The organism is Streptomyces sp. NPDC050164, assembly GCF_044459945.1.
Classification (GTDB): domain Bacteria; phylum Actinomycetota; class Actinomycetes; order Streptomycetales; family Streptomycetaceae; genus Streptomyces; species Streptomyces coeruleorubidus_A.
This window is the reverse complement of record NZ_JBITJK010000003.1, coordinates 376,332-390,210: the sequence shown is the minus strand read 5'-3', so window position 1 is coordinate 390,210 and position 13,879 is coordinate 376,332. Positions and strand designations below refer to the sequence as shown.

The following is a 13,879-nucleotide window of genomic DNA, read 5'->3' as shown; positions in this document are numbered from 1 at the left end:
ATGGCTCCGGCCAAACGACAGGCACTCGGTCATCCGCCGAGCTCGGTCGGGCCGAGGCCGGTCGGTAGTCGGCGCGCGGCCAGCGCCACGGCCTCGTGCGCTGTGGTGAACAGGCCGAGGTCCGGAGTGATGAAGCCCCTGCCCACTCCGTATGTGCCGTCGCTGCCCGCGGTCAGGCACGGCCCGACGGCGGTCAGGCGCGGCCGGGTGGTGGTCGAGAAGCGCAGGGCCCAGTGGCTCGTGAACGGGTACAGGGCGCGCAGCGCCGGCTCGGCGTACGCTGCCTCGATCAGGGCCTGGTACGTCTCCTGCCAGGCGTACTCCAGTTCGCCCGCCTCCTGGCGCATGCCCTGCCACTCGGATTCCGTCAGGCGCGCGGGATCGTGGTCGGGCACCTCGAACCGGCCGGTCAGGTGCACGAAAGGCGCCGCCCGACGGATGTCCTGCAGGGCCGCTCCGTCGTGCCACGCCCGGGCGGCCCTGGCGACCTCCGCAAGGTCGTCCGTCGTGCCGTCGATGAGAGGCATGCCCTGGCACTGCTCCGCTCCCCGGATCGACCACCGGCGTTCGTGCAGCCATGCGCTGATCTGCAGCGGCTCGCGGTGCGGCAGGGGGCTCGCAACCGTCGCGTGGACCAGCGGAGCGGAACCTGGAGACGTGACGGGGACAGTGCAGCAGCAGCCTTCCGCTTCGGCACGGAGCGCTGTGGCGAGGCTGCCGCAGGCTGCGACGTCGGGGTACAGAGCGGCGGGATCAGGAGGGGTGGGCACGGCTCCTGATTGTGCCCTACCCCTGTGAGCGGAGGAGTTCGCCCACGAAGAGGGCGGCGAAAACGAGCATGAGAGTGCCGGAACCCCGGTCGATCCACACCCGGCGCTGAGGCGTCAGCCAGCGTCTCAGCGTCGAAGCGCCGACAGCGAGGAGGGTGAACCAGAGCCAGGAGGCACTGACCGTCCCCGCCGCGAAGATCGGACGGTGATCCGGAGCCTGGGCCGCGATGGCCACACCGAGGATGCCGACGACGTCCAGGACCGCGTGGGGGTTGAAGACGGTGACCGAGGCGCATTGCGCAACCACACGGCGCCAACGCATCTCGGGCGGTGTGGACTGGTCGAAGTCCTCTGGACGCGACCGGAAGGACTTGACCGCCAGGTACGTCAGGAACACCACGCCGGCGGCCAGGAGGAACGACTTGATGCCGGGTATGCGGTTGAGCACCGCGGATGTCCCGGCACCGCCGAGAGATATGAGGACGGTGTCGCAGATCCCAGCGGCCACGACTGCCACGAACACCCGCGGTACGCCGAAGGTGAAGCCCTGGTTGATGAGGAAGATGTTCTGCGGCCCGATGGGCGTGATCATGGCGAGACCGAGCAACATTCCCGCGAAGTAGGAATCCACGGATCAGTGCGTCGACGTCCGGAGCATTGTCGTTTCCGTTTCCTGCGCTGGGTCGAAGGCGTGAGCGTGACAAACGCGGCATGGGGAGCCACACGGTCCGCGAGCTCCGATTCCGATGGCGCGTCAGCATCTGAAGGTCAAGTCCAGCCCGGAGCTTGCCCTGTATGCAATCGGTGGCCTCAAGGATGGCGTGTTCCATGTGTGGTGTGGCTGAACTGGACCGCCGAGGCGAGGAGCACACTGTCGGCCGTGCTCCCGGCTTCCGACGTAAGGATTCCGTCATCAGCTGCGGGGTGTGGGACGACCGCCCGGTGGCGTTGAATCGGGAGGGCTGGAGGAACTCTCAGGAGGCGAGCGGGGATGGGGCGCGTGCGCAAGGTAATGACCGGGCCGTTGGTCATCGCGGTGCTGGTGGTGGCGGTCGGCGGAGCCGGCTTCGGACTGTACTGGTTCCAGCCGTGGAAGCTGTGGCAGGACGAGACCGTTCAAGAGGCCCTGCCCGGGGTCGCAGTCGCGGAGACCTCCGCTCCTCCCGCCGCGGCGCCCTCCGAGTCGCCCTCCGAGTCGCCTTCCCCGGCCACCGGTCCGCAGACACTGGCGAGTGGTGAGCTGATCAGCCACGAGCACGCGACCTCGGGCACGGTGAAGCTCGTACGGCTGGCCGACGGCTCCCATGTCGTCCGGCTGGAGAACCTGAACACCAGCAACGGACCGGACCTGCGCGTCTGGCTGACCGACGCGCCGGTGAAGCAGGGCAAGGCGGGGTGGCACGTCTTCGACGACGGCAAGTACGTCAGCCTCGGCAAGCTCAAGGGCAACAAGGGTAGCCAGAACTACGCCCTCCCCGGTGACGCGGATCCATCGAGCTTCAGCAGCGTGAGCATCTGGTGCGACCGCTTCGACGTGTCGTTCGGCGCGGCGGAGCTGGCCCGGGTCTGACAGGGATGCCGGCGCGGCCCGTGACCGACTTCGGCCTCGACTCGCTGCTGAGCACCGAGTTCATGGTGCGCGCCGGCGAGCACTTCGACGTCCGCCTGGCGGCCACCGAGCTGATGGGCGGCGACCGCACCTTGACCCACTTCGCGCAACTCGTGCACAGCGGGCTGGGCCTCGCCCGGTACCGGTCCGGCGACGGCGCGGTCTGAGGCCGTCTCCTCATGGGGCGAGGAGACGGCCGCTCCGCGTTCAGCGCACCTCGGCCCGCCCCGCGGTGTCGTCGAGGAAACCGCCCGACTGGTGCTGCCACAGCTTCGCGTAGGCGCCGTCGAACGCGAGCAACTCCTGGTGCGTGCCCTGCTCGACGATCCGTCCGCGGTCGAGGACGACGAGCTGGTCCATGCCGGCGACCGTGCTCAGCCGGTGCGCCACCACCAGTGCGGTCCGCCCGTCCATGAGCCGCCACAGCGCCTCCTGCACGAGGAGTTCGCTCTCCGAGTCCAGGGCGCTGGTCGCCTCGTCGAGCAGCAGGATCGGCGCGTCGCGCAGGATCGCCCGGGCGAGAGCGACGCGCTGGCGCTGACCGCCGGACAGTTTGATGCCACGCTCACCCACCATGGTGTCGAAGCCGTCCGGCAGCGCGTCGGCGAACTCCGTGACATGGGCCGCCTCGGCCGCCCGGCGGATCTCGGCCTCGGTGGCGTCCGGCCGGGCGAACGCGATGTTGTCCCGCAGGGTGCGGTGGAACATCGCCGGGTCCTGCGGCACGTAGGCGATCTGGCTGCGCAGGTCGGCCTGGCGCAGCCGGCTGATGTCCTGACCCCCGACGAGGATGCGGCCGCCGTCGATGTCCGTCATCCGTAACAGCAGCCGGGTGAGGGAGGTCTTGCCGCCGCCGGACCGGCCGACCAGGCCGATCCGCGCCCCGCCCGGCACGTACAGGTCCATACCCTCGAACAGCGGCTTGCCGCCCCGGTGCGCGAAGGTCACCTTCTCGAAGCGGATGTCGGCGGCCCGGGGCCTCAGCGGCTCCGGGGACGGCGGGTCGAGCACGGTAGGAGGTGTCAGGAGCAGCTCGGTGAACTGCGCGGCCTCCGTCATCGAGCTCTCCAGCCGGCGGTAGATCTGGTTGAACTCGAACATGATCCGTGTCGCGTTGCCGTAGTAGGTGAAGGCGACCACGATCGCCTCCACGCCGTGCCCGCCCCCGGCGAGCGTGACCGCGAGCAGCAGGCCCACCGCGTTGGTCAGCACGAACAGCGGCGCGACCAGCGTGTCGATGCGGAGGTTGCCGTAGTCCCACGACCGCAGCGTGAGCCGGCGCGAGGTGGCGACCCGGGAGCGGTGCTCGGCGGCCTCACGCTCCTCCGCGGCGAACGCCCGCACCGTGTCCATGTTCATCAGACTGTCGGCGACGTGGCCCGACACCCGGGCGACCGCCTCCTCACGCTGGTCGACCAGCGCCTGGCGGCGCCGGACGAGCGGCACCACCAGCACCGCGGTCAGCGCGATCATCACCAGCAGTCCGACCACGAGCAGGGGTTCGTAGCGCCACAGCACCACCGCCCCGAAGACCAGCGGCACGAAGCTGCCCACGATCTGGAACGCCAGCGTGTCCACGAACTGCTCGAAACGCGAGGCGAAGCTCAGGACGCGCTTGGTCAGCGAACCGGCGAAGTTGTCGTGGAAGAACGCGGCGTCCTTGGCGAACAGCTCGTCCATCCCGATCACGTACAGGTGCTCGATGCCGAGGGCCTCGAGGCGGTTGAGGCAGTGCAGGGCGACGCGCCACAGTGCCTCCGCGAGCAGCAGGACCCCGGCGAAGCCGAGGACGTACGGCAGTGTCGAGTCGACCGTGACGTCCCGGTCGTCGGCGATGTCGCCGACGAGCTTGGCGACGATCAGCGGCGCGATGTAGTTGATTCCGATGTTGCCCAGCGCCATGAGCAGCATCGCGGGTGCCGTCAGCCGGCGGAGCCGGGACAACTCCCGTCCGTAGTAACGAAGTGCGAGAAGTACCGAGCGCTTGCCCGGCTGAACCCTGCGCGATTCAGGCGTTTCCATCCCACCCCTGTGTCGTTCTGTGGCCACCCGTCGCCCGCCGCCCGCCACGCGCTGGTGCGGGCAGGGGCCATCGCGGCAACGGATGTGTGGAGATTCGGGTCGAGTCCGGAAGTGTCCCGCGATGGCGACCGCGGCGTCCAAGCGTTTTCCGGCCGGGCGGTGGTGCGCAGGGAGCGCCAAGAGGCACGGTCGGCGGACTCGGGGAGGTACGGGGCGGTGGTGCGGGGGCGGCCGGGCGGTGCCGGACGTGAGTGCGCAGGGGTGTCGCCAGGACCACCCCCGCATCGGGCGTCCAGGCCCAGGGACGGGTCGTGCCGGGGGCGGCAGCATGTGTGTCGTCGGCAAGGGGCCGACGACGAACCCACCACCGGACTTCGGGGGACCCCCGTGAACGAGACCTTCGCCAGGCGCCTGACGGGCCTCGCCGGCATCGCCGCCGCGGCCGCCCTGATCGTCGAGGTACCGCTGTACTTCGTCTACTCCGGTCCGCCGCCGGACTCGAACGTCCTCACCAGGCTGCTGCTCGCGATCTTCTCGCTGGCGTTCCTGGTCGTGTTCGTGACGGCCTTCCGTGAGCTGGTCAAGCGGGTGAACCCGGCCTATGAATGGGTGGGTTCGATGGCCTTCGCCACCGGCCTGGTCTACGCGACGGTCACCCTGGTCTCCAGCGGGCTGGAAGCCGGCGCGGTCATCGCCGCCGACCGTTCGATCGATCCGACCATCACGGTCAGCGGCACCTACATCCTCTACGGGTCGATCGGCCGTGTGCTGCTGACGCTGTTCCTGGTCGCGGTGGGCTTCGGCATCTCCCGTACGAACCTGCTGCCGCGCTGGACCAGCCGCTCCGCCTACGTCCTGGCCGGTGTCAATGTGGCCTTCGTGCCGTCCCTGTTCTTCGGCAACGACCCGGCGAACTTCTACGCGGCGAACGGCTGGGGCACCACCGCTTCGATGGGCGCGATCCTCAGCTACTGGCTCCTCGCCCTGGGCATCTCCACGTACCGCAGCGCCACCCGCCGTACGTCGTCGGCCGGTTCACCGGCCCTGCGGCACTGACACCACGGCCGGCCAAGTCCTCCACATCACCGCGATCCCGTCAGGTCCAGGAGCCTCAGACGCTCCTGGACCCGGTGTGCGAGGGCTGGTTGCCCGCTCAGCCCAGGCAGAGCGGGAACTCCGAGGCCAGCTCACCGAGTTCGGCCTGCTCCGCGTCGTTCGGCGCCCGCCGCCCCGTGCCCACCAGCAGCGCGTCCTGGTCGGAGAACGACGGGGGGAACGCGCTCCCGGCGATCCGCTCCAGCATCTCGCGGGACCGGGCGAGCCCCTCCGCGGGCGGCGGCGCGGCATCCGGGAGGTGGGCGATCAGGTCGAGATGGTGCAGTGTCCACTCCATGACGTACGCGGAGAGGTAGTCGCCCACGGTGAGAACCTCGTCGCGGGTGCCGACCCTGAGGGACGGGTCGGCGAGCTCCGCGGCACGGCCGGCGGCGGAGCCGACATCGTCCAGGCGGAACTTGAGCAGGTGCGCATCCTCGTACGCGGCGGCCAGCCGGACGGTCAGCGCGTCGAGCGGGTCGTCCCCGGTCGGCGGCGTGTCGGAGATGTCCCAGTAGGTCAGCGCGTCCCGGGTCGGTTCCCCGTCGGCGGGGGTGGCGAGGGTGATCAGGACGTCCTGCGCGTCGACGACCAGATGGCACACCAGGTCCCGCACCAGCCAGCCGGTACAGCCGGACGGCCGGGTGAAGTCCTCGTCGGACAGGTCGGCGACCGCGGCACGCAACGCCGTCCAGGAGCGTGCGAAGAGATCCACATCGGCAACGTAGTGCCGTGCCGCGAGGGCGGACAAGCGTTTCACGGACGGCCGGCTCACCCGTACGGCCGATGCGAAGTGAGCGCGACTGTTGACGTGGACAGCGTCGGCGCGCCACGTTGAGTAACCTGGTAACTGCGGTGCATCACCGAATCCTGCGATCCAAAGGTGGTGGGCATGGCCATCATGGGGAGGCCCAGGACATCGGCCGTGACCGGCGAGGCCGTGGAGCGCCTCGTCTCGCCGGTCGACTCACACACCGAGTGGGATCCGCTGGAGGAGATCATCGTCGGGCGTCTCGAGGGCGCGACGATCCCTTCGGACCACCCGGTGGTGAGCTGCAACGTGCCGCCCTGGGCCGGACGGTTGCAGGGCCTCGCCGCCGGCTTGCGGTATCCGCGCATGCTCGTCGAGCAGGCCCAGCAGGAGATCGACGGGTTCGTCGCCCTGCTGGAGTCCCTCGGGGTCACGGTCAGGCGGCCGGACGCGGTCGACCACCGGCGCCGCTTCGGCACCCCGGACTGGTCCTCGCGGGGTTTCTGCAACACCTGTCCGCGGGACAGCATGCTCGTGATCGGCGACGAGATCATCGAAACCCCGATGGCCTGGCCGTGCCGGTACTTCGAGACCCACTCCTACCGCCCGCTCCTCAAGGACTACTTCCGGCGCGGCGCGCGCTGGACGTCGGCACCCAAGCCGCAGCTCACGGACGACCTGTTCGATCCGGACTTCAGGGTCCCGAAGGGCGGTGAGCCGATGCGGTACATCCTCACCGAGTTCGAGCCCGTCTTCGACGCGGCGGACTTCGTCCGGGCCGGACGGGACCTGTTCGTCACGCGCAGCAACGTCACCAACCGGATGGGCATCGAGTGGCTGCGCCGCCATCTCGGGCCGGAGTACCGCATCCACGAGATCGAGAGCCGCTGCCACACACCCATGCACATCGACACGACGTTCGTGCTGCTCGCGCCCGGAAAGGTGCTGGTCAACCCCGAGTACATCGACGTCGACCGGCTGCCCGGCATCCTGAACTCCTGGGACGTCCTGGTCGCCCCCGAGCCCGACCCGATCGACGAGGCGCTGCTCAAGGTCACGTCGATGTGCGGCAAGTGGCTCAGCATGAACGTCCTCATGGTCGACGAACGGCGGGTGATCGCGGAGCGGCACCACACGGGCATGCTGCGTGCCCTGGAGAAGTGGGGCTTCGAGCCCATCCCGTGCGACCTGCTGCACTACGCGCCGTTCGGCGGCTCGTTCCACTGCGCGACGCTCGACGTCCGGCGCCGCGGCTCGCTCCAGTCCTACTTCGACTGACCGACGTCACCCCGCCGGCTCCCGCTGCGGGCGGTGCCGGCAGGTGTGCGGGCTATCGGAGCGCCGCCGCCACCAGTGTGCGGATCTCCCGCTCCGACACGGAGCCGCCTCCCACCAGGCGGTCGAAGACCAATCCGTCCACACAGGTCAGCAGCGTGACGGTGCGGTCCTCGGCGTCCGCGACGCCCTGCGCGGCCAGGAAGTCGCGTACGGCTTGCCGTGCTGCGTTCCGGCGCGGCACGAGGATCTCCCGCAGCTCGGGGTGGTGCACGCTCTCGATGGCGCACGCGTAGCGCGCGAGGGAGCGTCGCCGTCCGTCCCCCGTGAGCCGCTCCTCGACCAAGGCGGCGATCCCGGCCACCAGTTCCTCGGCATTCCGCGGCACCGGCGTCCGATCCCCGATCTCCTGGAGTTCTGCCTGGTCGAGGGCGACCAGGCGCCGGACCAGTGCGGTGAGCAGGGCCTGGCGGGTGCGGAAGTAGGCGGACGTGGTTCCGGCCGGCAGGTTCGCGGCCCGGTCCACCGCGCGATGGGTCAGTCCCCGGATGCCGGTCTCGGCGAGCACGCCGATGGCCGCGTCGGCGAGGACGGTACGTCGGTCTGTGGCCATCTCCCTTTTCTACACCTGTAGAGGGGCTAGGTACTCTCCTTCTACATCTGTAGAAGGACAGCGGCGGGACGGACGAGGGAGGGCCGGCATGGGTGGCAGCGCGGTGGTGGTGGGCGGAGGCATCGGCGGGCTGGCCGCCGCGATCGGTCTGCGCCTGATCGGCTGGGAGGTCACGGTGGTCGAACGCGCCCCCGTCCCGGCCGACGCGGGTGCGGGCATCTCCCTGCACGCCAACGGCATCCGTGCCCTGGACGTCCTCGGCGTCGGCGAGGCGGTGCGCGCGGCTGCGCGTCCCCAGTACACCGGGGGCACCCGTGTCCCCGGTGGCGGCCGGCTGGCCCGGATGGACGGGACCGCTCTCGAGCGCGAGCTGGGCACGCCGATCGTCGGTGTCCCGCGGGCCGTCCTGCACCACCTGCTGCGCGCGGCGCTGCCGTCCGAATGCCTGCTGGTCGGGACCGAGGCGACGTCCGTCGACCACACCGACGCCGGCCGGGTGCGGATACCGCTCGGGGACACCGTCCTGGAGGCGGATCTGGTCGTGGCCGCAGACGGAGTGGGCAGCCGGCTGCGCGGCCTGCTGTTCCCTCGGCACCCCGGCCCGGCCTACAGCGGATCGACCGTGTTGCGCGCCATCACCGAGCACCCGGTCGAGCTGGACACCGACTTCGAGCTGACCTGGGGCAGGGGCGCCGAGTTCGGACACATCGCGTTCGCCGACGGCCGGGCCGAGTGGCACGCGGTGCTCAACTCGCCGCCCGGCGTGCGGCATACGGACGCGCTCGCCGAGCTGCGCCGACGGTTCGGCACCTGGCACGATCCGATCCCCGCGCTGCTGGACGCGACCCGGCCCGACGCCGTCCTGCACCACGACATCCACGAACTGGCGACGCCCCTGCCCGCCTTCACCGCGGGCCGGATCGCGCTGCTCGGTGACGCGGCCCACGCCATGACCCCGAACCTCGGCCAGGGCGCATGCCAGGCGCTGGAGGACGCGGCCGTGCTGACCGCCGCACTCGCCACCGAGCCCACCGTCGCCTCGGCGCTGGCCCGTTACGACGCCGAGCGCCGCCCGCGCAGCCAGTCCGTCGCACGCGCCGCCCGAAAGGCCGGCCGGATGGGTCAGCAACTGACGCACCCCCTGGCCGTCGCCGTGCGGAACACCGCTCTCCGGCTGGCCCCCTCCCGCGTGACCGTCCGCACCATCCTGCGGCATGCCGACTGGACACCGCCGGGCCTGGGCTGACGGCACCGCACCCGCGCCACGGCCGAGGCGGCCCCCTGGACGAGCCCGCAACCGAATGGCGACGAAGAGGGGCGACCCTCAGCCTCCGGCCGCCCCCAGCCGTCCGGCCACGAGGGCGGCGAGTTCGGCAGGCGTACGCGGCCCCGGCTCCTCGCCCGTCAACAACCCCTGCGCGCGAAGGAGTTCCGCCGCGGCAGCACCCCAGGGCAGTCGCAGGCCCGCCTCCCGGAGGAGATCGGTGCGTGCCAGTGCCTCGGGGGCGGGCCCGGTGCGGACTCCGGACGGGGTGAGGAGGGCCGCGTCGTCCGCCCAGCGCAGGGCGAGGTCGACGTCATGGGTGGCCATCACCACCGTGGTGCCGGCCTCGCGCAGTCCGTCGAGCGTGGTGAGGAGCCGTTCCTGGCCGTCGGGGTCGAGCCCGGCCGTCGGCTCGTCGAGCACGAGGACACGGGGCCGCATGGCGACCGCGCCCGCGATGGCGGTGCGTTTGCGCTGCCCGTAGGAGAGCAGATGGGTGGGCCGGTCGGCCAGGGCGGTGATATCCAGGGCGGCGAGGGCCTCCGCCACCCGCGCCCGCACCTGCGTGTCGTCCAGACCGAGGTTCAGCGGCCCGAACGACACGTCCTGCTCGACGGACGCCGCGAAGAGCTGGTCGTCCGGGTCCTGCACCACCAGCTGGACGGTCGTCCGCAGCCGGGTCAGGCCCTTGCGGTCGTACGTCACCGCCTGCCCGTCGACCGTCAACCGGCCCGCGTCCGGCTTCAGTCCGCCGCTGAGCAGCCGCATCAGCGTGGTCTTGCCGCTGCCGTTGCGGCCGAGCAGCGCGAGCGCGCGACCCTCGCGGATCTCGAAGTCGAGGCCGCTGAGCACGGCCGGGCCGTCCTCGTAGGCGAAGGACGCGCCCCGCAGGGCGACGAGGGCGGGCTCGCTCATGTCAGCGGCCTTTCCAGTACGAAGGTGAGGACGGCCAGTGCCGCGAGGAGCACGCAACTGGCGGCCGTGAAGCGGACGGAGACGCGGGCCTCGGGCACCAGGACGCGCAGGGTGCCGTCGTAGCCGCGCCCGGCGAGACCGGCCTGGAGGCGGACCGCCCGGTCGAAGGCCCGGACGAACGCGGTGGCCGCGAGACCGCCCAGCGAACGCCAGGCGGCGGCCCGCGTGGTGTGCCCGAGCCGGGCGGCCTGCGCGTCACGGACCCGGCGCACGGAGTCCAGCAGCAGGAAGCTCATGCGGTACGTCACGAGCGCGACGTCGACGACCGCCGCGGGCACCCCGGCCCGGACCAGACGCGGCAGCAGGTCGGACATGGGCGTGGTGAACGCGAACAGCAGCACTCCCAGGGAGGCCGCCGAGGTGCGCAGCAGCAACTCCCCGGCCCGGACCGGCCCGTCGCCGGCCAGGGACACGAAACCCTCCGGCCCGCCGACCTGCACGAGCAGCGTCAACGCGCCCGTCACGCAGAAGCCCAGCGGCACCCGGTAGGCCCGCCACAGCCGGCGCCAGGGCACGCCCGCCGGACCCAGCAGCACCGCCAGGGCGGCCAGCAGCACCAGGGCCGCGCCCGGCCAGGGCGGCAGCGAGATCGCCAGCAGGGTCAGCCCCAGCCCGAGCACGGCCTTGTCCACGGGATGGCGGCGGCGCCAGCGGCTGCTGTGCGCCGCCGCGTCGATCGGCAGCACGCGGCTCAAGCCCTTTCGGCCGTGGACTCCTCGGCGGCGCCGGCCGCCGGGCTCTCGGAGTCCCGCTCCCGCGCCCGCCGCTCACCCTGCCGCCGGCCCCGGTGCAGGCCGAAGTAGTAGGCGAGGACACCGGCGCCGAGGGCCGCCTGGAGGGAGAACAGCGCCGACTCGATCTCACCGGAGGGCGGTTCGTACAGGGGCGAGAACCAGGGCTCGTAGTCCGGCTCGATCTCGGTGATCGCCGTCTCCGCCTCGCCGTCGGCGCCCGTGAACGGCTCCTCCTTGTGGTCGCCGAGGCCGAGCGCGAGCGGCAGCACGGCGAGCGCGGCCACGACGAGCAGCAGCAGGACGTTGATCTTCGTGTTCCTGCTCATCGGGCCACCGCCTCGGTCTCGCTCGGGGACTGCTTCTTGGCGACGAGCACACCCAGCCGGGTCAGTTCGCCCTTGCTGGACTGCACCAGCAGCCGCATCACGAGCACCGTCAGCAGTCCCTCGCTCACCGCGAGCGGGATCTGGGTGACGGCGAAGATGGAGCCGAACTTGGCGAGCGCGCCCAGGAACCCGCTGCCCGGGTCGGGGAACGCGAGCGCCAGCTGCACGCTGGTGACGCAGTAGGTGGACAGGTCGGCGACGAACGCGGCGAAGAACACGGCGACCATCAGCGGCACGTCGTACCGCCGCAGCAGCCGGTACACCGCGTATCCAGCCCAGGGCCCGACGATCGCCATGGAGAAGACGTTGGCGCCGAGCGTGGTCAGACCGCCGTGCGCGAGCAGCAGTGCCTGGAAGAGCAGGGTGATGGTGCCCAGCACCGCCATGACGGGCGGCCGGAACAGGATGGCTCCCAGGCCCGTACCGGTGGGGTGGGAGCAACTGCCGGTGACGGACGGCAGTTTCAGGGCGGACAGGACGAACGTGAAGGCGCCGGAGGCGCCGAGGAGCAGGGTGCTCTCGGGGTGCTCGCGCACCTCACGGGTGAGCGACCGGACCCCGTGGACGACGAACGGCGCAGACGCGACACCCCAGGCGACCGCGTGCGCCGGAGGCAGGAAACCCTCGGCAATGTGCATGGCTCAGCAGACCCTCTCCAGCACCTCGTGGATGGTTGACGCGCCTTGGCCGGTCTCCTGGCTCACGGGTCCCACCGCCCGTACTCCGCCTTCCCGGGTTCGTGAGAACCCAGTGGCTGCCCGCTAGGGCCGGAGCCGGACTTCCCGATCACAGTGGCGAGGGCCGCACCGGCATCACACCGGATTTCCCGTTCACCAAGGCGTGGTGACAGTAATGCCGGGATAAGGGCCATGACAAGCCAGCCGAGGGGGCGCGCAAGGGGGCGCGTGAAGGGGCGACCGCTCGCACACCGGCGCGGGAAGGCTCAGTCGTCACCCTCGTCGTCATCGTCCTCCCCGTTCTCCCAGGACCGCGGAGACTGCTCCTGCTTGGGCTTGTCCGCCTTCTCCGGCGGGCTGCTGCTCGCCTCCGGTGTCGGGCTCGCGGGGCCGGGCGTCGGATCGGCGGGGGCCGGGGTATCGGGTGCCGTGGGGGAGGGGGTGACATCGGCCACTGTGCCGGCGGCCGGAGTCGTGGCGGTCGCCGGGGCGGAGGAGAGGGGGTCGGCGGAGTCGGCGGACGAGGTGGCCCCCGGGCTGCTCGCGGACGGGGACGCGTCGGGTTCCGTGCCCTCCGTCGCGGTGTTGTCGGGCGAGAACCACTGCATGCCGGCGAGCATCGCGGCGAGGAAGAGCGCCGTCGCGGCCACCGTCGCCGCCGTCCTGCGGTGGTTGCCGAGGCCGCCCCGGGGTGCGGAGCGACGTGAACGCCCGCCCCGGGCGGTGCGGGACCCCGTGGGCAGCGCGTATGTGGCCGTGCTGCCGGTGTCGGCCGCGTACGGCCCCGGCCTGGTGGACGGCACCGGGGACGCCGCCTCCGGCAGCGGCTCGGGCAGCCCCCGCCAGGCGCCGCCGGCGAACCACTCGGCGGCCTGCTGAGCAGTGGGCCGGTCCTCGGGCTGCTTGGCGAGCAGGGCGAGGAGGTAGCTCTCGAAGGCCGGCGGCAGACCGGTGACGCCGAGCTCGCGGGGCGGTACGGGGGCGTTGTCGAGATGCTGGTGCAGGAGCGCGACGGCGGTGTCGGCCTGGAACGGCGGGTGGCCGCTGAGGAGCTGGTAGAGCACGCACCCCAGGGAGTACATGTCGGAGGCCGGACCCGCGGGCCGGCCCAGGGCCCGTTCGGGCGCGAGGTAGAGGCCGGTGCCGACGATCTGCCCGGTGGCGGTCAGCGCGGCGCCCGGGTCGTCGAGGAAGCGCGCGATGCCGAAGTCGCCGATCTTCAGGGTGCCGCCCGCGTCCAGCAGGAGGTTGGCGGGTTTGACGTCCCGGTGCACGATGCCCTGCTGGTGCGCGGCAGCGAGTCCGGCGGCGGCCTGGGCGGCGAGCGCCGCCACCCGGTCGGCCGGGAGCGCGCCGGAGACGGACAGCACCCGGGCGAGGCTGTCGCCCTCGACCAGCTCCATCACCAGGTAGAGCCGGTTGTCGTACTCGCCGAAGTCCAGGACCCCGACCACGTTGGGATGGTTCAGACGCCCGGCCGTCTGGGCCTCCAGGCGGAACCGGGAGGCCGCCGTCGCGTCCGTGTCCTGAGGCAGCAGCAGCTTGACGGCCACCGCTCTGGCGAGCGTCTCGTCGTACGCACGCCAGACCTCTCCCATTCCGCCGCGCCCGATCTCAACGTCCAGCCGGTAGCGGCCCGCTAGCAGCACTCGTCCTCGTCCTATGCTCGTGGGAAGGTCCTCGCCGCAGGCCGTAACTCCCCGCGTCG

At 71.5% G+C, this 13,879-nt stretch carries 15 protein-coding genes and 1 riboswitch; of the genes, 5 read left to right on the top strand and 10 right to left on the bottom strand.

Annotated features, from left to right (window positions below):
• Window positions 1-29: 29 nt before the first annotated feature.
• Both ACIBNA_RS07200 and ACIBNA_RS07195 read right to left on the bottom strand, forming a co-directional pair.
• On the bottom strand, window positions 30-527 hold the full coding sequence (locus ACIBNA_RS07200; protein WP_399164245.1) for a DUF6193 family natural product biosynthesis protein: 498 nt from the start codon (window positions 525-527) through the stop codon (window positions 30-32).
• 259 nt (window positions 528-786) lie between these two features.
• Window positions 787-1,401: a LysE/ArgO family amino acid transporter gene (locus ACIBNA_RS07195; RefSeq protein WP_399164244.1), complete on the bottom strand. Its 615-nt coding sequence runs from the start codon at window positions 1,399-1,401 to the stop codon at window positions 787-789.
• Window positions 1,402-1,761: 360 nt separating this feature from the next.
• Here ACIBNA_RS07195 and ACIBNA_RS07190 point away from each other — a divergent pair, with 360 nt between their 5' ends.
• Both ACIBNA_RS07190 and ACIBNA_RS07185 read left to right on the top strand, forming a co-directional pair.
• A complete protein-coding gene (locus ACIBNA_RS07190) occupies window positions 1,762-2,340 on the top strand; it encodes a DM13 domain-containing protein (protein WP_399164243.1) in 579 nt (192 codons plus the stop codon).
• A 20-nt stretch (window positions 2,341-2,360) separates the two neighbouring features.
• On the top strand, window positions 2,361-2,546 hold the full coding sequence (locus tag ACIBNA_RS07185; RefSeq protein WP_399164242.1) for a phosphopantetheine-binding protein: 186 nt from the start codon (window positions 2,361-2,363) through the stop codon (window positions 2,544-2,546).
• Between the two features lie 40 nt (window positions 2,547-2,586).
• Here ACIBNA_RS07185 and ACIBNA_RS07180 read toward each other — a convergent pair whose 3' ends face one another.
• Window positions 2,587-4,401, bottom strand: a complete 1,815-nt coding sequence (locus ACIBNA_RS07180) for an ABC transporter ATP-binding protein (RefSeq protein WP_399164241.1) — start codon at window positions 4,399-4,401, stop codon at window positions 2,587-2,589.
• Between the two features lie 387 nt (window positions 4,402-4,788).
• On the opposite strand from ACIBNA_RS07180, the gene ACIBNA_RS07175 reads away from it, so the two are divergent.
• Complete coding sequence (locus tag ACIBNA_RS07175) at window positions 4,789-5,457, top strand: hypothetical protein (RefSeq protein ID WP_399164240.1); 669 nt, start codon at window positions 4,789-4,791, stop codon at window positions 5,455-5,457.
• A gap of 97 nt (window positions 5,458-5,554) precedes the next feature.
• Here the strand turns inward: ACIBNA_RS07175 and ACIBNA_RS07170 are convergent, their stop codons facing one another.
• Window positions 5,555-6,211 carry a maleylpyruvate isomerase N-terminal domain-containing protein gene (locus tag ACIBNA_RS07170; RefSeq protein WP_399164239.1) on the bottom strand — a complete coding sequence of 219 codons (657 nt, stop codon included), beginning with the start codon at window positions 6,209-6,211 and terminating at the stop codon, window positions 5,555-5,557.
• 186 nt (window positions 6,212-6,397) lie between these two features.
• On the opposite strand from ACIBNA_RS07170, the gene ACIBNA_RS07165 reads away from it, so the two are divergent.
• Window positions 6,398-7,525 carry an amidinotransferase gene (locus ACIBNA_RS07165; protein ID WP_399164346.1) on the top strand — a complete coding sequence of 376 codons (1,128 nt, stop codon included), beginning with the start codon at window positions 6,398-6,400 and terminating at the stop codon, window positions 7,523-7,525.
• A 52-nt stretch (window positions 7,526-7,577) separates the two neighbouring features.
• Here the strand turns inward: ACIBNA_RS07165 and ACIBNA_RS07160 are convergent, their stop codons facing one another.
• Complete coding sequence (locus ACIBNA_RS07160) at window positions 7,578-8,135, bottom strand: TetR/AcrR family transcriptional regulator (RefSeq protein WP_399164238.1); 558 nt, start codon at window positions 8,133-8,135, stop codon at window positions 7,578-7,580.
• An 88-nt stretch (window positions 8,136-8,223) separates the two neighbouring features.
• On the opposite strand from ACIBNA_RS07160, the gene ACIBNA_RS07155 reads away from it, so the two are divergent.
• On the top strand, window positions 8,224-9,381 hold the full coding sequence (locus ACIBNA_RS07155) for an FAD-dependent monooxygenase (RefSeq protein WP_399164237.1): 1,158 nt from the start codon (window positions 8,224-8,226) through the stop codon (window positions 9,379-9,381).
• A gap of 78 nt (window positions 9,382-9,459) precedes the next feature.
• Here the strand turns inward: ACIBNA_RS07155 and ACIBNA_RS07150 are convergent, their stop codons facing one another.
• The 5 genes from ACIBNA_RS07150 to ACIBNA_RS07130 all read right to left on the bottom strand — a co-directional run bounded on the left by ACIBNA_RS07150 (window position 9,460) and on the right by ACIBNA_RS07130 (window position 13,820).
• Window positions 9,460-10,314, bottom strand: a complete 855-nt coding sequence (locus ACIBNA_RS07150; RefSeq protein ID WP_399164236.1) for an energy-coupling factor ABC transporter ATP-binding protein — start codon at window positions 10,312-10,314, stop codon at window positions 9,460-9,462.
• Window positions 10,311-11,060, bottom strand: a complete 750-nt coding sequence (gene cbiQ, locus ACIBNA_RS07145) for a cobalt ECF transporter T component CbiQ (protein WP_399164235.1) — start codon at window positions 11,058-11,060, stop codon at window positions 10,311-10,313. The genes ACIBNA_RS07150 and cbiQ overlap by 4 nt, the downstream gene beginning before the upstream one ends.
• 5 nt (window positions 11,061-11,065) lie before the next feature.
• The gene (locus ACIBNA_RS07140; protein ID WP_399164234.1) at window positions 11,066-11,434 is read right to left on the bottom strand and encodes an energy-coupling factor ABC transporter substrate-binding protein; all 369 of its coding nucleotides are present in this window, start codon (window positions 11,432-11,434) and stop codon (window positions 11,066-11,068) included.
• Entirely contained in the window at window positions 11,431-12,132 is a 702-nt protein-coding gene (locus tag ACIBNA_RS07135) for an energy-coupling factor ABC transporter permease (RefSeq protein WP_399164233.1), read from the bottom strand. Before ACIBNA_RS07135 ends, ACIBNA_RS07140 begins: the two co-directional genes overlap by 4 nt.
• 29 nt (window positions 12,133-12,161) lie before the next feature.
• Window positions 12,162-12,347: riboswitch (cobalamin riboswitch) on the bottom strand.
• Window positions 12,348-12,437: 90 nt separating this feature from the next.
• A complete protein-coding gene (locus tag ACIBNA_RS07130) occupies window positions 12,438-13,820 on the bottom strand; it encodes a protein kinase (protein WP_399164232.1) in 1,383 nt (460 codons plus the stop codon).
• Between the last annotated feature and the right edge of the window lie 59 nt (window positions 13,821-13,879).